General features: G+C 55.8%; 18 protein-coding genes and 1 pseudogene. 13 read left to right on the top strand and 6 right to left on the bottom strand.

What is annotated here, in order from left to right; translation table 11 throughout:
• Positions 1–18: 18 nt before the first annotated feature.
• Entirely contained in the window at positions 19–1257 is a 1239-nt protein-coding gene (locus LAO76_18890; GenBank protein ID MBZ5492989.1) for a hypothetical protein, read from the top strand.
• 87 nt (positions 1258–1344) lie between these two features.
• On the opposite strand, the gene LAO76_18885 is transcribed toward LAO76_18890, so the two are convergent.
• Complete coding sequence (locus LAO76_18885; GenBank protein ID MBZ5492988.1) at positions 1345–2880, bottom strand: VWA domain-containing protein; 1536 nt, start codon at positions 2878–2880, stop codon at positions 1345–1347.
• A 694-nt stretch (positions 2881–3574) separates the two neighbouring features.
• Here LAO76_18885 and LAO76_18880 point away from each other — a divergent pair.
• Entirely contained in the window at positions 3575–3775 is a 201-nt protein-coding gene (locus LAO76_18880; protein ID MBZ5492987.1) for a hypothetical protein, read from the top strand.
• A 1-nt stretch (position 3776) separates the two neighbouring features.
• Here LAO76_18880 and LAO76_18875 read toward each other — a convergent pair whose 3' ends face one another.
• Entirely contained in the window at positions 3777–4058 is a 282-nt protein-coding gene (locus LAO76_18875) for a MoaD/ThiS family protein (GenBank protein MBZ5492986.1), read from the bottom strand.
• 165 nt (positions 4059–4223) lie between these two features.
• A pseudogene (locus LAO76_18870) lies at positions 4224–5339 on the bottom strand (exo-alpha-sialidase).
• A 181-nt stretch (positions 5340–5520) separates the two neighbouring features.
• On the opposite strand from LAO76_18870, the gene LAO76_18865 reads away from it, so the two are divergent.
• Both LAO76_18865 and LAO76_18860 read left to right on the top strand, forming a co-directional pair.
• A complete protein-coding gene (locus LAO76_18865) occupies positions 5521–6453 on the top strand; it encodes an MBL fold metallo-hydrolase (protein ID MBZ5492985.1) in 933 nt (310 codons plus the stop codon).
• A 107-nt stretch (positions 6454–6560) separates the two neighbouring features.
• Positions 6561–6926, top strand: coding sequence for a four helix bundle protein (locus LAO76_18860; protein MBZ5492984.1), 366 nt, complete (start codon positions 6561–6563; stop codon positions 6924–6926).
• Positions 6927–6942: 16 nt separating this feature from the next.
• Here the strand turns inward: LAO76_18860 and gatB are convergent, their stop codons facing one another.
• Both gatB and LAO76_18850 read right to left on the bottom strand, forming a co-directional pair.
• Positions 6943–8439 (bottom strand): Asp-tRNA(Asn)/Glu-tRNA(Gln) amidotransferase subunit GatB, encoded by a 1497-nt coding sequence (gene gatB / locus LAO76_18855; protein MBZ5492983.1) that lies wholly within the window; start codon positions 8437–8439, stop codon positions 6943–6945.
• 27 nt (positions 8440–8466) lie between these two features.
• Complete coding sequence (locus LAO76_18850) at positions 8467–9114, bottom strand: hypothetical protein (GenBank protein ID MBZ5492982.1); 648 nt, start codon at positions 9112–9114, stop codon at positions 8467–8469.
• A gap of 64 nt (positions 9115–9178) precedes the next feature.
• Between LAO76_18850 and LAO76_18845 the strand changes: the two genes are divergently transcribed.
• The 9 genes from LAO76_18845 to LAO76_18805 all read left to right on the top strand — a co-directional run bounded on the left by LAO76_18845 (position 9179) and on the right by LAO76_18805 (position 16623).
• Positions 9179–10462: a 3-deoxy-D-manno-octulosonic acid transferase gene (locus LAO76_18845; GenBank protein MBZ5492981.1), complete on the top strand. Its 1284-nt coding sequence runs from the start codon at positions 9179–9181 to the stop codon at positions 10460–10462.
• Positions 10459–11409, top strand: a complete 951-nt coding sequence (gene lpxK / locus LAO76_18840; GenBank protein ID MBZ5492980.1) for a tetraacyldisaccharide 4'-kinase — start codon at positions 10459–10461, stop codon at positions 11407–11409. Before LAO76_18845 ends, lpxK begins: the two co-directional genes overlap by 4 nt.
• Positions 11410–11424: 15 nt before the next feature.
• On the top strand, positions 11425–12438 hold the full coding sequence (locus LAO76_18835) for a sugar kinase (protein MBZ5492979.1): 1014 nt from the start codon (positions 11425–11427) through the stop codon (positions 12436–12438).
• Positions 12439–12939, top strand: coding sequence for an adenylyltransferase/cytidyltransferase family protein (locus tag LAO76_18830; GenBank protein MBZ5492978.1), 501 nt, complete (start codon positions 12439–12441; stop codon positions 12937–12939). It abuts the gene before it with no gap.
• Positions 12924–13997, top strand: coding sequence for a hypothetical protein (locus LAO76_18825; GenBank protein ID MBZ5492977.1), 1074 nt, complete (start codon positions 12924–12926; stop codon positions 13995–13997). The genes LAO76_18830 and LAO76_18825 overlap by 16 nt, the downstream gene beginning before the upstream one ends.
• Positions 13990–14550, top strand: coding sequence for an isoprenylcysteine carboxylmethyltransferase family protein (locus LAO76_18820; protein ID MBZ5492976.1), 561 nt, complete (start codon positions 13990–13992; stop codon positions 14548–14550). The genes LAO76_18825 and LAO76_18820 overlap by 8 nt, the downstream gene beginning before the upstream one ends.
• Positions 14547–15404, top strand: coding sequence for a DUF3108 domain-containing protein (locus LAO76_18815; protein MBZ5492975.1), 858 nt, complete (start codon positions 14547–14549; stop codon positions 15402–15404). The genes LAO76_18820 and LAO76_18815 overlap by 4 nt, the downstream gene beginning before the upstream one ends.
• Before the next feature lie 101 nt (positions 15405–15505).
• A complete protein-coding gene (locus tag LAO76_18810) occupies positions 15506–15790 on the top strand; it encodes a DUF2007 domain-containing protein (GenBank protein MBZ5492974.1) in 285 nt (94 codons plus the stop codon).
• 140 nt (positions 15791–15930) lie between these two features.
• Complete coding sequence (locus LAO76_18805) at positions 15931–16623, top strand: response regulator transcription factor (GenBank protein MBZ5492973.1); 693 nt, start codon at positions 15931–15933, stop codon at positions 16621–16623.
• Positions 16624–16641: 18 nt separating this feature from the next.
• On the opposite strand, the gene LAO76_18800 is transcribed toward LAO76_18805, so the two are convergent.
• Positions 16642–19203: a ComEC/Rec2 family competence protein gene (locus LAO76_18800; GenBank protein MBZ5492972.1), complete on the bottom strand. Its 2562-nt coding sequence runs from the start codon at positions 19201–19203 to the stop codon at positions 16642–16644.
• Positions 19204–19280 lie beyond the last annotated feature (77 nt).

Here is a 19280-nt window from a genome sequence, read left to right as displayed (position 1 = left end):
TCCGTGTTTATAAGATCAATGAATTTATATAGCAGAAGCAGGTTCCTTGCCAGCGCGATGCTTGTGCTGGTATGTGCGGCGGCCGTCACCAGCGCGTTTGCCCAGCGTCGCAAGGCGCACAAGCTGCGCGCTACGGCCGTGGTTGAAGTCACTACGGATTCGGCCGGCATCGTCGCCACGCACGTTTTTCCCGTCGCCATCCTGGACGAAGGCAGCTTCCATGATGCCAGTATCTATAAATCCGCGCCGCAGCCCATGGCGCTCGATAACGGCATTGTCTATGAAGTGCAAAAAGAAGGCATACCCGTTGGCTACGCCACCATCCTGAGCAGCACAAACAATAAGGGCTGGACCGCGCTGGCTAAGTGGCAAGTTGCAGACCAACCCAAGAAAGCGCAGGCATCGACCCCTGTAACCACAGGTGATAACCGGCCAATCATTCATCGCGGCGATGCCAACCCATCCCCCACGCCTGCCAGTACTTCCGCTCCCGGAACTTCAAATTCGACAACAAGCGCCTCTTCCGCAAGCGCTCCCTCAAATGACTCTTCCAGCGCGCCGGAGGATGCTGACCGGCCCGTGCTCCGGCGGCGCTCTCCGCCCCAAGCAGAACCAGAATCTACGCCACAGCCTTCGCCAACTCCGTCTGCCCAAACACCGACGACCCAGGGGTTTCCTGCCCCACACACTAAACTCCCTGTAATTACCTCCGGCACCAAAACTTTTGTGGCCGTCTCTGATAACGAATCGGCCGATGTGCGCTCTTTTGCTTTCAAGTGGAAGCCCGGGGAAGCGCAGCAGATGGAAACCAGGATGCGCAAGCTTGCCCTGGCGCAGCTTCCACGGGAAAACGTGCAGCTCAACGCTAATTCTCTTCAAAATGTGGTGATGCGCTCTTTTGATCTGGACCTGAGCAATGACGCAGTGATCGTATTTAGCGCGGAAATTCCGGGCAGCTATCTGGCGCCGGGCGGCAAGAGCACGCCGGGAAAATTCGTCTCGCGCTATGTAACCGTGATTGCGCGTGTGGACTTTGAAGGCGTGCCGCAGAAACTTGCCTCCAGCGTGACTGACTCTTCACGGCTGGACGTTGCCCCGAGGCTGGAGCTGATCGATGCCGTAGACGTAGACGGCGATGGCCTGGCCGAGCTGCTATTCCGTGAATACGGCTTCGACGACAAAGGCTTCATCATCTATGGCGTGGGCCGCAGCACGGTAACCAAAGTATTTGAAGGCGCAAGCATGCCGCTGCGGTAAGCGCGCGCAAAGCTGGCACGGATGATTTGGCGATCAGTAGATCGTGAAGTTCTAAAAAAGCGTTGGCTAGACCGTCAACATGATTGCTTATGGAACGTTAAGCGGCGTACTCAGTGTGCCAATCAGGTTTGATTTCCGGTCAAGCACGCCCAGGCGCAGTGTGTATTGGCCCGCCTTCAGGTCCAGCGCTCGCTGGCAAGGGAAAAAACTCTTCATCATCTTGTCATAATCGCTCTGGGGCAGGGCAGCCGTAATGGTGCCGCCTTCAACGCGTATTGGGTCGCCCTTTTTAGGATAAGCCCACACCACGCAGTTCAGTTCAGCATGCTTCAGTCCGTCGCTGCCCTGCTGAAAGGCCAGCGTGTGCGGATCAATGTGAAAGACCACTGACATTTTATTCTGTGTTTGCGGCGAAGCGGGAAGTACGGCCGCAGCAAAGGAAACCGCAGTCAGCGCGGGCGCATTGATATCCAGGGCCTGGCTGAATTCATTTTCCATGGTACTGGTGCTTAATACAGTGAGCGGATTATTGGCATAGTAGCCATCGCGATATTGCAGCTTTACTCCAGGGCGTCCGACACTGACCTTGATGTGGCGGAATTTATTGTTCCATGTCTTGTTGGCCGGATAATACTCCAGTGTGTAATAGGTTGAGCCATCATCCAGGCTGGTGCGCACGCCGGTATCAATGTCATTGCGGTTGAAAAAAGTTTTTCCTCCGGTGCGTTGCGCCATGCTGGACATCGCTGTCTGGGCGGAGAACTGGTCATCCTTGGATACTCCCGCTGCGCTGATGGGATAAAGCGCCACCTGCGCTCCCATCAGCTCGTCGGCGATCTTCTCCACCATCGGCGAATAATCCTCTATCTGCATGATTTCTGGGCTCATGACCGTGTCCGGATAGAGACTGAGCGGAAAACCTTCAGAAATCCAGATCAGGTTTTTGCGGCCGGGATATCCGGCCAGCGTCTGGGCCAGAAAAATCATTCCCCGAAAAGCGGCACTGCGCCCCTGGGGAACATTACGGAAGGTGCCCCTCTGTGTGAATGGTGAAGCGGCTGCTTCCGCCGTAGCCAGGTGCGCCACGCCAATGCCTCTGTAATGCGTGATGGCGTCCCGCAACGTCGCGGGATCGGTGCTGAAATCATGCAACAGGCGCAAATTGTTCTCTAATGCATACACTGCGGTCGGCTGCAGCGTGGGGTTCGTTCCCAGGTATTTCACCAGCATGTCCTGCGCATAAGCATGATTGCTGAAATCCGTATTGATCGCATCCAGCAGGATTATGTTCAAAGCGCTGTTGCCGCTGTAGAGCGGCTCGTTTGAAAAAACGTTCGGCGCAGGCTGATGAGACGCAGCCTTCACACCCCCAGGCTGATGGAAGCTGAAATCCACCACCTTCTGCGGCTCATCGTTCTCTTTTACAACAAAGTCCTCGGCTTTCAGGTCCTTCACCGGCGAGCCTTTTTCATCGGTGGCTACCACGTCCACCACAACCAGCCTTGTTGTGGTGCGAAATGTCTGCGGAGCGCGCCCGTTTGGGTTCTGAGCAAATATCTGTTGTGATTGCAGGCAGAACAATGCCAGAAAGAGGGCGGGAAACCGCTGAGCCCATAACTTCATAAGAATCTCCAGAGAAGCTGGAACAATATAACAAAAGCGATTTCTCTTTGGTTGGAGAATTTCGATCTTATGTAACAACTAGATAGGACTTAGGCAAAACATCTTATGCCAAACTACCCGCCGCTCACCGCCGGAACAATCAATATCTCTGCATCGGCAGGGACCTTCATTGCCAGCCCGTCGGCAAAGCGGATGGCCTCGTCGCCCACGAATATGTTGACGTGCTGCTGTGGATGTTGATGGCTACGGCATGGCTGAACGGCTCATCCGCGCATACAGCTTCGACAAGAAAAGCTTCATCGTCTATAGCGTCGGCCCGAGGTGCCGTCACGAAGGTTTTTAAGGAAGCAAGCATGCCGCTGGACGCTGCTCCGCTAAAATAGTTTCAGTTCAAGCTGTCTGGATACATGACAGCGGAAAATCGCGAGTGACTTTTCAACTTGTAGGTGAAATTTCCGGGATTGAGCTAATTGCGGTCGGCAGGTCCATTCGCGAGCTGAAACGGCTTCGAAAGGTCTATGGCCGTGGCCGCTGGAGAAAACTCAAAGGAATTGCATCAATCCGATTTTTTCTGATGGTACGATACATTGAGGCGAACTGCATTGGTATGAGGCGCACGGCATTGGCAGAAAAGAAATCAAAATCAAACGGATCATCTCCTAGAAAAAAAGGGCCCGCGGGGTCACAACCCGTCGTGTGTGTAAGAAACGATGACTATCCCGCCTCGCTGGAATTACGCAAAATCTACCAGCTCACGCGTGATTCGGCTGCGGCCAGGCTCGGAATGCTGCGTGTGGTCGATGAGTCAGGGGAAGATTATCTATATCCCGACGATTATTTCGTGGCCATAAAACTCACACCGGCTGTCGAGCGTGCCCTTCGCTCTGCCTCTTAACTCACCCGCCACTCACCGCCGGAACAATCAATATCTCTGCATCGGCAGGAACCTTCGTTGCCAGCCCGTCAGCAAAGCGGATGGCCTCGTCGCCCACGAATATGTTGATGTGCTGGCGGACCATGCCCTGTTCATCCACAATCCGGTCTTGCAGGCCGGGATATTCCTTCCACAGCGCTGTGAGCGTTTCCGCGACGGTCGCCGGTGAGCCGTCTACCGCAAGCAGGTTGCGGCCCCCAGCAAACGAAGCCAGATACGTTGGTATACGGACCGTGATTGGCACAGGCTATCTCGCAGCCCGCGCGCGGCCAGGGCCTTTGCGCTTTGCAGACTTGGATTTTCCGGCCGCCCTGCTTCTTCCTGCTTTGCTGTTGCTGGCTTTGCTTTTTCCGATCTTCCTCTTCTCCGCGTCTCCGCGTCTCCGCGGTGAATCCGTTCCATCTCCGCCCACCCATGCCGCCTTCACGCAAACCACCGCCGGCAGGCCCTCGATAATCACCTTCCAGGATTTCCCATCATCGCTCGATCCATAGACCTTGCCACTTCTCGTCCCGAAATAAACACCAGCGGGATCGCATGTATCCGTTGCGAGCGCATCGCGCAGAACAGTTTCCATGGCGTTCTTCTGCGGCAGGCCACGCGTGAGTGGTTCCCAGCTTTCGCCCGCATTGGTTGTCCTATAGACCCGCAGCTTTCCTTCCGGCGTGCAGCGATATTGGTCTGACTCAATCGGCACAATGTAAACCGTCTCCGGATCGTGCGGATGCGCGGCCATGCAGAAGCCAAAATCCGACGGCACGCCGTTCGCGATGTCCTTCCAGGAGTTGCCGCCATCATCGCTGCGATAAAGCCCCCAATGGTTTTGCAGAAATAGCCGCTCCGGCCGGTCGCGATGTTGCACCACCTTGTGCACGCACTGGCCAAACTCCGGATGCTTGTCCGGCAGAAACTCTGCTCTTACGCCGTTGTTCCGCGCCTGCCACGTGGCTCCACCATCATCCGTGCGATATGCACCGGCCGTGGAAATGGCAATCATCATGCGCTTTGGGTTTGTCGCGTCCGGCACAATCGTATGCAGGCACAGCCCGCCGCCGCCGGGCTGCCACTTTGAGCGATGAGGATGATTCAACAGCCCTTCCACCGGCGTCCACGTCTTTCCCGCGTCGCGCGACTCAAACAGCGCTGCAGGTTCCACACCGCAATAGAGTGTGTCAGGATCGTCATTGCGTCCGGGCGTGATCTGCCAGATATTCTTGAGCGTCAGCTTGGATTCCTCTGGGAACTTGACTGAATAAGCTTCCGGCTCTGTGACGGTCTTGCCGTAATCGTCAGACGAGCACAGCACCGTGCCCCATTGGAAGCTCTGCTGGGCCCACCACAGCCTGCGGCGACCCTGGCGCTGGTCAAATGCCATGGCATAGACCGGTGCACCTATCGAGTATGGCCCGCCCACGTCCCATTTCTTGCGTGCTTTATTCGAGCGCAGCACAAATGCGCCCTTCATGGTGCCCACCAGCACGATCACGTCGCCATTTTTCGCCGAGACGTGTTTAACTTTCGGCATGGTTCCTCCGTCAGAATTTGTTTCCGCCATTTTATCGGTGAGACGCCCATAATTTCCAATTCGACCCGCCTCGGCGATTTGCAATTACAGATTAAGTTTGAAGTCTGTGCCGTTGATGTCTAAGATTGTCCCTTTCACCACGCTAACGCGATACCTTATGCAGGTCTCAGAGAGGACAACGATGCGGAAAATTATTCTTGCGATAGTTTTGGTTGGACTGTTTGGCTCCATGCACGCTTTTGCCCAGGGCCAGGATTTCAGCAAGGTTGAAATGAAAGTTCAGAAAGTTGCGGGGAGCGTTTACATGATTGAAGGCGCGGGCGGAAATATCGCAGCCTCCGTCGGCGACGACGGCATTGTCATGGTGGACGATGAGTTCCTGCCGCTCGCAGACAAGATTGAAGCCGCTCTGAAAGGCATTACCGACAAACCGGTCAAAGTCGTCCTGAACACGCACTGGCACGGTGACCACACCGGCGGCAATCCACATTTCGGCGAAAAAGCCCCGATCGTGGCGCAGGAAAACGTGCGCAAGCGCCTGGTCACCGGCGGCAAGACCCGTTTCGGCGAAACCAAGCCTGCCGAAAAGACTGCTCTGCCCATCATCACCTTTGAAAACGATGTTTCGGTCCATCTGAACGGCGAAGATATTCACGCCATCCATTTTCCCAATGGCCACACCGATGGCGACAGCGTGATCTTTTTCAAGCAGTCCAATGTGGTCCACATGGGCGATGATTTCTTTAACGGCGGCATGTTCCCGTTTATCGACATCGATAGCGGCGGCAGCGTACAAGGCATGATCGCCGGCGACGAGAAAGTCCTGTCCGAAGTCCCAGACGACGTGAAGATCATTCCCGGCCACGGCCCGCTCGGAACCAAGGACGACTTAAGAAAATTCGTCACCACATTGAAAGAAACTTCCGCCGCCGTCGAAGCCGGAATCAAGAAGGGAAAAACTCTCGATCAGCTCAAGCAGGAAAAAGTCTTGGCCAAATGGGATTCATGGGGACAGGGCTTCATCAAAACTGACATGTTCATTGAGATTCTGTATGACAGCCTGAAGAACAAGCCCAGCGGTCCGAAGAATTCGCATGGGCATTTGAGCAAATAGCAGCTGGCAAATAGCAACTGGTAACTAGCCGTGGCAGGTTGCGACAGTAACGTGAGCGCTTTCGCCTGCCGCGGCCGCGGAGATTGGCTGCACTTTCGGGGGGAGAAATGAAAGATTTTCGCGACTTCAAAGTCTGGGAAAAAGCTCACGAACTGGTCCTCGCAACGTATCGCGCAACAGAGACATTTCCCAAGCATGAAATGTTCGGCTTAGTAAGCCGGATTAGAAGGTGTAGTTCTTCCATTCCTGCAAATATAGCTGAGGGGTGTGGGCGGCTCGGCAATTCAGAACTTCATAGATTCCTTCAGATTGCTTGTGGTTCGGCAAATGAGATGGAATATCACCTCCTGCTTGCAAAGGACCTTGGCTATTTGAATGAGGAGGCATATCTCATTCTCGACCAGCAACTCGCCGAGGTGAAGAGAATGTTGGTTGCACTAACACGTAAAGTTGGCTCGGAACGAAAATCTTAATTGGTTTGGCCAGTTGCTAGCTGCTAGCTGCTAGTTGCTTCTTCAGCAACTCATTCACCAGCTCCGGCTTGGCCTGCCCTTTTGACGCCTTCATCACCTGGCCTACAAAAAATCCTAGGATGGTCGTCTTACCGGCGCGGTATTGTTCCAGTTGTTTCGGATTTGCGGCAATGATTTCGTCGATGATCTTTTCCAGAGCTGCTACATCCGTAATCTGCTGCGGCTTTTCCCGCTCATAGACTGCGGGAAAATCTTCATGAGAAGCAAATGCCTTGTCGTAAAGATCTTTGAGGATCTTGCTGGAAATAGCACCCGACTCCGCCAGATCAGCGGACAGCGCCACGCCTTTCATTGAAATAGGGGACTGTTCAATCTCCAGGCTTGCCGCTTTTAATCGGCCCATCAGTTCGCCCTGTACCAGGTTCGCCACGCGCTTGGGATTCTTTGCCGCTTTGGCGGCCTCTTCAAACTGGTCGGCCAGCGACTTTGTCACTGTCAAGACCCGAGCGTCATACTCAGTAATGCCATAGTCGGCCACCATGCGCTTGCGGCGCGCTTCCGGCAATTCCGGCAAAGTCTTCCTGATTCCCTCCTGCTTTCGTGCATCCACCACCAGCGGCAGCAGATCAGGCTCGGGAAAGTAGCGATAGTCATGCGCCTGCTCTTTGGATCGCATGCTGTAGGTCCGGCCTTCCTGGGCATTATAGAGACGCGTTTCCTGCTGAATGCGCTCGCCCGCTTCCAGCGCTTCAATCTGCCGGTCAATCTCATACTCAATGGCGTCGCGGATAAAGCGGAAGGAATTCACGTTCTTGATTTCCGCCTTGGTACCGAACTTTTCCTCTCCGCGCGGACGTACGCTTACATTGGCATCGCAGCGCAGCGATCCTTCTTCCATATTGCAATCGCTCACGCCCGTGTACAGGATGATCTCTTTCAGCAGCGTCAGGTATTCAAACGCCTCATCCGCCGATCGCATGTCAGGCTCGCTGACTATTTCCACCAGCGGCGTCCCGCTACGGTTCAAGTCAATCGACGTATAGGTATTCGAATCGACCAGACCGTCGTGAATGCTCTTGCCCGCATCCTCTTCCATGTGCAACCGCGTGATGCCGATTTTCTTACTGCCGCCGCCTGCTTGCGTAATCTCAATATAGCCATGTTCGGCCAGCGGCTTATCAAACTGCGAAATCTGGTAGCCCTTGGGCAGGTCAGGATAAAAATAATTCTTGCGGGCAAAGATTGAAGTCTCTCGCACCTGGCAATTCAGTGCCTGTGAAGCCAGCACGGCAAACTCTACCGCGCGCTTGTTGAGTACCGGCAGTGCGCCGGGCAGTCCCAGGCATACTGGGCAGACATTTGTGTTGGGCGGAGCGCCAAACTGAGTGGAGCAGCCACAGAAAATCTTGGTCTGCGTGAGCAGTTGAACGTGCACCTCCAGCCCGATCACCGGCTCATATTTCTCGCGCAGGGCTGAAGAAAGCGAACTGGCAGGCTTGGGACTGGCGGGCATGGAAAGATTATAGAGGCAACTGAATGCTTATTTGGGAGCAGGTGCGCTTTCCGGCTTATCCATCGGAATATCAAAGTAGAACAGCTCTTTGGTGCCGGCCTTGATGCCGGAGACATACAAATGCGCTCCCGGTTCTGGCGGATCTCCCTGCATGTCAAAAAATAAATATCCGGCATGGGTGGAATGCGGCGTCACCGGAACAGCGGCGAATTGCGCCGACTCATACTCTTCCTGCGTGTCCTTGCTGATAGCCTCTTTTTTCTTGCCTACAGGGAACGGCAGATGCATCCCCGGATGGCTCTGGTCCGCGCGATTAGGCCTGACGAACTTGCGATAGATGTCTTCGTTGCTCGCCGGCTGCAGCTTGTCCCGTCGAGCCGTGATGTATTCGATCTTCAGGTCCTGAAGCATCAGCGTCTGATCGCCGTCATTGGAAATCAGCAGGCGCACCGGAAAAAGGCCACGCTCCCAGTAATTCTCTTTGAATATCCCGGACATTTTCTGAGCGTCCACTGGATCGGCGGCGATGGTCACCTTTTCGTCGTTATGCGCCTCATGCAGCGGATATGTGCTGGCATGGTTGGCTGGCGGCGGATTGAAATGCTTTTCGCTGAAAAGCAGCGTGGTAAGCAGGACGACACAAAGGCTGATGCGGGCGGCTTTCACAAAATTCATTATATCCAGCCGCCGGGCAGGTTTGCACAACCCCGCCGTTTCCATAGAATGTCCAAGTCATTCAATGTATGTTTTCTACAGTTTGCTTCTGGCCTGTGCGGCGCTGCTCTCGCTGCCATGGTGGATCATTCAGATGCTCCGCCTGGGCAAATACCGCTCCGGACTGGCGGAGCGCCTCGGTTTTGTCCCTGCTCGATTGAATGATGCCCAGCCCGGATCTATATGGGTGCATGCCGTTTCCGTGGGCGAAGTGCTGGCGGTAAGCCAGTTGATCAATGACCTGAAGCAGCAAAATCCCGATCGGCAGATTTTTGTCTCGACCACCACAGCCACCGGCCAGGCGCTGGCGCGCCAGCGCTTTGGCGAAAGCCGCGTTTTCTTCATGCCGCTAGATTTTGGCTTTGCTGTCCGAAGATATCTGAATGCTTTGAAGCCGCAGCTGATCGTGATCGCAGAAACCGAGTTCTGGCCCAACCTGCTCCATCTGGCCGGCAAGCGGCAGACGTCGCTGGCAATCGTGAATGCGCGCATCTCTGACCGCTCATACCCCCGTTACAGGCGCTTCAAATGGTTCTTTGGACGCGTACTCTCTGAAGTGGATTTGTTTCTGGCGCAAACAACAGTAGACGCCGAGCGTCTGCGCGAAATTGGCGCTCCCACTGAACGTGTGCGAGTCAGCGGCAATTTGAAATTCGATATTCGCCCAAGTGCTCAAACCGTGTTGGTGACCGGCCTGCGGGCAGCTATCGACAAAGAGTCGCCAATAATCGTCTGCGGCAGCACCGCTGAAGGCGAAGAAGAGCTGCTGCTGGCGGCATTCAAGACAGTCCAGCAGCAATTCCCCAAGGCCGTGATGGTCATGGCGCCACGGCATCCTGAGCGGTTTGAAAAAGTGGCAGCTTTGATTTCGACAGAGGGCTTTGTTCTTCAGCGCCGTACTCTTTGGCAACCGCCGCAAGCGATTCGCAGCGGCATCTTCCTGCTGGATAGCGTTGGGGAACTCGCCGCAATTTATGAACTGGCGGACATCGCGTTTGTGGGCGGCAGCATGGTTCCCACGGGTGGCCACAATATTCTTGAACCCGCGCAGTACGGCGCTGCCATTCTGGTGGGACCGCATACTTTTAATTTCCGCGAGGTCGTCAGCATCTTTGAGCAAGGCAAGGCAGTAAAGACCGTTACGGCTGAAACTCTTGGCACACAGTTTCTCTCATTATTGGGCCATCCCGATGAACTACAGCGCATGGGTCGCCTTGCAAAAGATTTATTTAGCAAACATGCCGGAGCCACGCGGCGCACCCTGGACGCTCTGGCCCCGCTGTTGAAGCATCAAGAGAGTGCCCGATGAACCCATTCTCGGCCATCTTCGGCGCGGGCGTTGCGATGCGAAATGCCTTATATGATCGCCGCATCTTTCAGGTAAAAAAGCTGTCGCGGCCGGTTATCAGCATTGGGAACATCTCCGTTGGCGGCAGTGGCAAAACGCCTTTCGTGATCGCGCTGGGACAGTTGTTGGCAGAGCGCGGGATCACCTTTGACGTCCTCTCTCGCGGATACGGACGCACTTCCACCGAAATTGCCGCGGTCGATCCTAACGGTTCATCCGCGCAGTTTGGCGATGAGCCTCTGTTGATCGCTCGCAAACTGCGGGCACCCGTGATTGTTGGGGCTGACCGTTATCAGGCTGGCCTTCTGGCCGAACAGAAATTCTCCACCAAGCTGCACTTGTTAGATGATGGCTTTCAACATCGCCGCCTGCATCGCGATTTTGATATTGTCCTCTTGCCTTCCGAAGACCAGACAGGATCTTTGCTGCCTACAGGCCGCTTGCGCGAACCGATCAGCGCATTAAGCCGAGCGGATTCCGTTGTCCTAACCGATTCTCAAGTACCGCCAATTGGATCCACAAGCATTTTGCGTGCCCGCCGGGTCATTGAAATCCCTGCCGCTGCGGAAAAAGCAATCGCTTTTTCCGGAATTGCGCGACCCCAGCAGTTCCTTGACGGGTTGAAATCTTCAGGGATGGAAATCGCTGGGACGCTCACTTTCCGCGACCATCATCGCTACGACCAGCGCGAGATAGACCGTCTGCTCGCCCTTAAAAAACAAACCAAAGCAGACAGTTTCATCACCACGGAAAAAGACCTGATCAATCTGGGAACTCTCGCCACGCAACTTTCCCCGCTTATGACGGCGGGGCTTCGAATTGAGCTGAAATCGTCTCAGCAGGTGTTAACAGAGATCATTAAGATCATTGAACAGCGCTCAGGCCAGCAGATTCAGCCTCCGGCATGAGAAAATCGTGAGTCCATGCAAAAAGCCCAAAAACCGGCCGACCGCCTCGTCAAAATCATCGAGCAGTTTTCCAAGCTCAGCATAACCGTCCTGGGCGACCTGATTGCCGACGAGTTTATCTATGGCGAAATCTCGCGCGTCTCGCGGGAAGCGCCGGTGCTCATCCTGCGCCATCGTAACCGCACGGTCGTCCCGGGCGGTGCGGGCAATGCCATTTACAACCTGGCCGATCTGGGAGTGACGGTCCTCCCTGTTGGCGTTATCGGCGACGACGAAGCCGGCCGCATGCTGCTACATGCATTCCGGCAAAAACATATTTCTGTGAGCGCCATACGCAGGATCAAGGGCCGTGGAACGGTTACCAAGACGCGCGTCCTTGCCGGAACCACGCACTCGCCCCGCCAGCAGGTCATACGGGTGGACCGGGAACCGGAAACGCCGCTGGACCGAGCCGCCGTTCGTGACCTCACGTTTCAGGCCCGCGGCTATGTCCGCGCCTCCGACGCGTTGCTGATCTCCGATTACGGCTATGGAGCAGCCACCCCGGAAATTTTTGACAACATCCGCTCGCGCGCTTCTCTCAACGGCGTTCCCGTAACCCTCGATTCGCGCTATCGCACGCTGGCTTACAGTGGCGTTACGGCCGCCACGCCGAATGAATCAGAGTTGGAAGAGGTCCTGGGAACACGCATCGGCAATGACAACGCTCGCCTCTTCGCCACCGGCAAGGCCGTGATGCAGAAAATGAAATTGCAGTCCCTGCTGGTGACGCGCGGCAAGGACGGCATGGTGGTTTTTTCCCGCGGCAACAAGCCGGTTCCTATACCGATTTATGGCTCAGATGAAGTGGCTGACGTTACCGGGGCCGGGGACACTGTCATAGCCACCTACACTGCCGCGCTTGCCGCCGGGGCCGACCCAGAATCTGCCGCGCGCCTGGCAAATTACGCCGGAGGCATTGTAGTGATGAAACGCGGAACCGCTACGGTAACCCGCGCTGAACTGCTGCGCGCCGTAATGGAGGGATAACTGGCTGCCACCACAAAAAAAGTATTTTCAACCGCTGAACTGGCAGAGCAGGTGCGGCAATGGCGTTTGGCCGGGGACAAGGTCATCCTTACCAATGGATGTTTTGATCTTCTTCACGTAGGTCATGTCCGCTATCTGCGCGCCGCCAAGCAGCTGGGCGGAAGGCTCATTGTCGCGGTGAATTCAGATGCGAGCACGCGAGCACTGAAAGGTGAAGGCCGGCCTCGCGTTCCCGGTGACGAACGTGCGGAAATCCTGGCAGCGCTCAGTGATGTTGACGCCGTTACACTCTTTGATTCGCTGGACGTGACCGAACTTATACGCTTGCTGCGCCCGGACATTCACGCCAAAGGCACTGACTACACTGAAGAGAATGTGCCGGAACGCGATGTGGTAATTGCCTGCGGCGGGCGTGTCGCCATTGTCGGCGATCCTAAAGACCACTCCACTACCGAGTTGCTGAGAAATAAAGTACTGAGGCGGGAATGGCCAAAATCCTGATTGTCCGGCTGGGAGCCATGGGAGACATTCTGCATGCCTTGCCGGCAGCAACCGCGATCCGGGCTGCCCTTCCCAATGCAACTATAGGGTGGCTGGTGGAAGAGCGCTGGTCTGAGTTGCTTACCGCCCAGGGGAGAAAAGCCAGTCCGTACAACGTGAGCCCCCAAAAGCCGGTCGTCAACAACATTCACACGCTTGATACACGGCGATGGCGACAACACTTCTTTCGTCCTTCTGCCACCGCGGAAATTGCCGGCGCGCTGAAACGCGTGAGAAAAATCGACTACGACTTTGCCCTGGATTTTCAGGGCGCCATCAAGTCCGGGATTTTTGCCAAGCTGGGCGGCGCAAAAATCCTGGCGGGCTATGCGGACCCCCGCGAATCCGCAACAAAGCACTTTTACAGAAAAGTGCTTCCGCGCCAGGGCAACCATGTGATCGAACAGAACCTGGCGTTGGCGGGTGGGGCTCTTCAGCCGGTGCTCGGCAGTCGCGAATTGAAGCTGCTTGCTCCCCAGCTCCCTGTCGATCCTACGGCTGAAGCCTGGGCAGATTCTGAAATCAGGCGGCTGGGAATCGCCAGCTACGCCATTGTGAATCCCGGCGCAGGCTGGGGCGCGAAGCAATGGCCGGCGGAGCGATTTGGGCAGGTCGCAAAGGCACTCGCGGCACATAACATCAAGACACTGGTCAATGCCTCTGCGGAGGAAAGCGAACTGGCTCGCGCGGTGGTTAACGCCAGCGGCGGCAATGCATTTGAGTTGCGCTGCACTATCGGGCAGCTGATTGCGCTTACACGTCGCGCACGCATTCTGGTGGGCGGTGATACCGGCCCGCTGCACCTTGCGGCTGCGCTGGAAATTCCTGTTGTCGGATTGTATGGACCTACCGATCCCGGACGCACCGGACCGTATGGGGCCAATGCGATTGCGCTGCGGCATCCGGAAAGCGAGACCACGTTTTCTCACCATCGAGAGGTTGAAGCCGGGTTGCTGAAAATTTCAACAGAAGAAGTGATTGCCGCCGCTCGCCACCTGTTGGGAGGCGGCCATGCCTAGCTGGTCGCGGATTGCCACTCGGTCACGCGTGCCTCTGGGCTTTGTTTTCGCAGCCGCATATTTCTGGCTCGCGCGGCCAACGTGGATTTCTCTGGGCGCAGGTTTTGCCGTGGCAGCCGTGGGCGTTCTGGTCCGCGCTCTTGCCTCAGGACACATACGCAAAAACGCCGAGCTTGCCACCACAGGCCCGTACGCTTACACGCGCAATCCGCTCTATCTTGGTTCCATCATCATTGCCATAGGTTTCATCATTGCAGCCCGTAATCTCTGGATTGGTATTGGCGCGCTGGCAATGTTTGCCTTTATCTATCTTCCGGTGATTACCGCCGAGGAAAAATATCTGCGATCGGCATTCCCCGGCTATGATTCTTACGCCAAAGAAGTGCCGCGCTTTTTGCCGCGCCTCACACCGTACCGCGCAGAAGCCGAAGTGGTTGACGGCGCAACACATTTTTCTTCAGCGCTTTATCTTCGGCATCGCGAGTACAATGCCGCCTTGGGTGCGGCGCTGATGCTGGGCGCTCTTGTGCTGAAAATGCTGGTAAAACATTGATCCAAACTCGTGATCGCATTTTTTTGCGCGCCATCTGCGCCTTGCTGGCGCTGGGTGGCCTGGCAGCCTCCTTTGCGTCTTCACCTCAGGCAAAGAAGCCAGGCCCCGCGGAACCCTCTCGCCCCGCTCGCGCAACGGAACAGAGCGAGCTTGTCGCACCGTCAGTAGCTCACCCGCGTGCGGAATATCAATTCCCCATTGGGCAAACCTACGTCTATAGCGGAGAATGGCGAGTTTTCAACGCCGGGATTGCCACACTGCGTATGGAGCAGGCTGGCCGGGAGAATCGAATTGTTGCCGCAGCCGATGCCGCCGGGACCGTCTCTCTGCTGTACCACGTTCAGGACCGGCTGGAATCTTTTTTCGATCCCTTAACTTTTTGCTCTCACAACACGTCCCGCCACATTGAAGAAGGTTTCCGGCGTGTGGAAAGCAACATCTCATTCGATTACCAGCGCGGCAAAGCCGTGCTTGATCACAAGAACATCAAGAAGAAAGAAAGCAAGCATGAAGAACATGACATTCCCGGCTGCGTGACGGACATGCTCTCTTCCATCTATTACGTGGCATCTTTGCCCTTGCTGCCAGCCAAAACCTACAGTTTCCCTATCAATGATGGCGGCGCAACTGTAACGGTCATGGTCCATGTGGAAGCGCGAGAGCAGGTGAAAACGCCCGCTGGGACTTTCAACGCGATCCGCGTGCAGCCGGAAACTTCATCGCCCCTACTCAGGGACAAAGGAAAAATCTGGGTCTGGTACTCAGACGATGCAGCACGCGTTCCCGTACAGATGCGCGCGCGACTCTCCTGGGGAACTCTCACTTTCTACCTGTTGCGGATTGAAAAAAAATGACTGCCACTCTCTTTTGTGGCGGCAATTTGTTCAACGGCGGCACCCGGCTTGCTTTTTCTGCCATAATAGCTCTAATAGCTTTGAAGACTTGAAGGGGGACCATGAGCACACAGCCGAAATCTGATCCGGAACTGGTGGAAGTATTTGACACAATGCAGGAATCAGAGGCCATGGTCGTGCACGGACTCCTGACCTCCGCCGGTGTTGAGTCGGTAGTTACCAACCTGCAGGCGCCGCAGGACGTTTTTCCGGGTGTGGGCGGCATTTCCGTTCGTGTAAATCCGGCCCAGGCAGAAGAGGCGCGGCGACTGATTGAGGACTATCGCGCCAATCCAGCGTCAGAAGATGATTCTTCACCGCTCGATGATGATAAGAACCAAAGCTAGGCCATTCCGTCGTGGGCAGGCAGGTAGGCCCACAATGTGCATCGTCACACAAATAATCGGCTGTCCTGCGTTTAGGGCCATCCGGCCAAAAAACAGAACTACCCCTCTCTGGGTGGCCGCCCGGAGGCAGATGGTGGAACGTGCGCATCCTGATTATTGAAGACGAACCTAAGATTGCCCGCAGCCTGTCAGAAGGCTTTGAAGCGGAGCACTTTGCCGTGGACCTGGCGGAGGATGGCGAAAAAGGCCTGGAACTGGCGACCGAGATGCGCTACGACGGCATTGTTCTGGACTGGAACCTGCCTCGCATGGATGGTCTTTCTCTTCTGCGAAAATTGCGGCAAGCGGGATCTACCACTCGCGTGCTGATTTTAAGCGGCCGCCGTGAAGTGGCTGATCGCGTGGCAGGACTGCAAGCCGGCGCCGATGACTACTTGGTTAAGCCATTTTCTTTTCAGGAATTGCTGGCGCGGATGCAGACTCTTCTTCGGCGAGCCCAGGAAACGTCTGAGATCCTTAAGGTCGGCGACTTGGTGCTTGATCCGCAGCGCCACATGGTCGAGCGCGCCGGCAAACCCATCAAGCTCAGCCAGCGCGAATATGCGCTGCTGGAGTACCTGATGCGCAATGTTGGACGCACAGTGACGCGCACCATGGTGGTGGAACACGTTTGGAATTTATGGTTTGATGGCCTCACCAGCGTGGTGGACGTTTACATCAGCTATCTGCGCGCCAAGATTGATCATAATTTCTCTCCGCCACTGATTCATACGGTGCGCGGCGTGGGGTTCATGCTTTCCGCCGAGCCCAAGCTGGAGAAAAAAGAAAAGTAGCCGGCACGCGGCGTTCCTTCATTGCGAATGAAGCCGCGGTTCAACGTGTTTTCCGTCCAGCAGAAATGTCACCGCACCCTGCAGGTCTGTGCGATAGGTTTTAACGCGATAGATCTGCAGTCGATCCAGCACTACTTTTCGCGGATGTCCAAACGGATTCTGATATCCCGCGGAAATCACCGCAAACTGCGGATGGACAGCGGCGAGCAGCGCCGATGAAGTTGATGTGGCGCTGCCATGATGCGGAACTTTTAGTAGATCAGCCTGCGGAGATTCTGCCGCCACATACTGCTCCATATTTCTTTCCAGATCGCCGGCCAGCAACGCCCTTGTCTCTCCATAGCCAATCAACAAAGCCAACGAGTCGTCATTCGCACGATTTGGTTTCGGTTGCCAATCTGCCGGTGGCGAAAGGACGCGGATCTTCGTTCCGCTCCAATCAAACTCTTCGCCCGCAACATGTTTCTGGATGGGAATGTGCTGCGCTGAAGCGGCGGCGTAGAGGTCCATTAACTCAGGTGTTTCAGGATTAATGCCAACCCACAATTCCGATGGGTGAAAATCTTCAATGATGCTGGGCAAGCCGCCGATGTGGTCTCCGTGCGCATGCGTTAGCGCAACCACGTCAAGGTGGTCCAATCCTCGGGACCAAAGATAGGGCGCTACCACATCTTCGCCGAAATCGAATTCACTGCGCACCGGACCGATGCTGCCGCCGCCATCGATCAGCATCGTTCGCCCCTGAGGGGAAATCACAAGAATGGAATCGCCCTGGCCCACATCGATGGCGGTAATCTCCAGCTTGCCGCTTTCGGCTTTTGCTCCGGACTGGTAAACGGCGACGATGCCGCTGGAAACAAACAACACCACCGTGCCCGCCAGTGCGATTGCACGTTGCCGGCGCACCGTTATCAAGGCCAGAAGGATTCCAGCCGCCGCGAGAAATACCAGCAGCGGAGCAGGATCGGGCACACGCCAGTGCGAGATGTGGAAATGCGCGACCCAGTCAACGCAGGCAATCGTCCAGTGCAACGCAACTGACGCGATTCTGGCAGCAAGGTGCGCAAAAGGCATGGAAATGTAGCTCAGAGCAATAGCGATAACGCCCGAGTTGAGCATGATTCCAGCCAAAGGGAGAACCAGGATATTGGCGGCAAGTCCAAGGATTGCTGCGCGATGAAAATATGCGCGCATGGGCAGTACCACGGCTGCCTGCGTAACGGCCGAGACCAATCCCAGCTCATAAAGCATCAATAGGCCGGAGGCCGCGCCGGTGACCATTATTCGCGCGAGCCGCAGGCCAAAGAACCGCGCCAGCCTGCCCGCTATGAGCCGTAAATCCAGGCGAAACTGGGCAATTTTGGGATCAACGCTGAGATCGTAAGCCGTTGTGTCAAGGTGCGAGAGTGCCTGTCGATAAGGATTGGACGTTCGATCCAGCAGTGGCACGCTGATACCAGTGATCCCCAAAAGCGCCAGAAAGGTCAGTTGAAATCCGGGCTCAAATAGGGCCATGGGCGAAAGTGTGAGCACCGCCAGAACGGCGAAGCCAGTTGCATTCAGACCGCTGCGGTCGCGATAGAGAAGACGCGCCACCAGAAACAGCGAAAGCATGAGCACCGCACGCATGATCGGCACGCCCATGCCGGCAATGTAGGCATAGAACACGGAGAGCGCGATGGTGAGCAGCGATGCTGGCCATTGCGGAAGGCGAAGCCGACGCGCCAGCCAGAAGATCGCAAATGCCAGTAACGCCACATTCATGCCGGAAACCACCAGCAGGTGGTAGACGCCGGTCTGTTGGAACTCTTCGCGCACATTGCGCAGAAGCATTGAATCGTCGCCCATGATCATGGCGGAAAAAATGGCAGATTCTTCGCGACCCCAGAGACCGCTCTGGTGAATATGCTGCAGGATGCTATTACGGACGCGGCTGCGCCAGAATCCAAAGCGGCTGCCCGATGTCCCCGGAAGGACTTCAATCTCGTCGGCTTTCACTGAAGCCAGCGCTGTGATTCCTCGCCCGCGCAGGTAGCCCTCGTAGTCGAACGCTCCCGGATTGCCGAAATTGTGGGGTAGCTTCAGTCTTGCGCGCAGCCGGATACGCTCTCCGTATTTCAGAGTTGCGCCCGGAGCATCGTAGACCGTTGCGCGTATCCCTACAGGCTGAAGAAACTTTGTGCCATCCAGTTCAATGGATTCGGTCTCCATCTCAAATCGTTCTCGCGATTCGTCATTCGCCAGCAATGCGCCATCATTGGTAACGTGCGCAACAATTTCAACCTTGTTTTCCCCGGATGTCGCGGGACCTTCCCGGAAAAACTCTGCCGGAGGAACAAACAGCCGAGGAGCCGGCGTGGCGATGCGTGCGAATGCTCCGGCGCATACCAGCGCGAGCAAAGCCGCAGCCTGTGCGGGGCGCAAACTCTTGATCGCAACCGCGACAATCGTGCAAAGAGCCAGCGGCGCTGCTGCCCATCCCCACAGCGCAGTAGATACCTGCCAGTGGATCGACAACCAGATTCCGCATGCGAACACTGCGGCGGCTAAAGCAAGAGGGGCGCGGGGTTGGGCTTTCATTGGCAAGCGCTAAAGTTTGCCGAACGAATATAAACGAGAGATCGACAACAACAAAATGTTCTGACAAGAAATAAAGA

This window comes from Terriglobia bacterium (genome assembly GCA_020072645.1).
Lineage (GTDB): Bacteria > Acidobacteriota > Terriglobia > Terriglobales > Acidobacteriaceae > Angelobacter.
The sequence above is the reverse complement of the archived record's forward strand: the minus strand, read 5'-3'. Positions and strand labels throughout refer to the sequence as shown.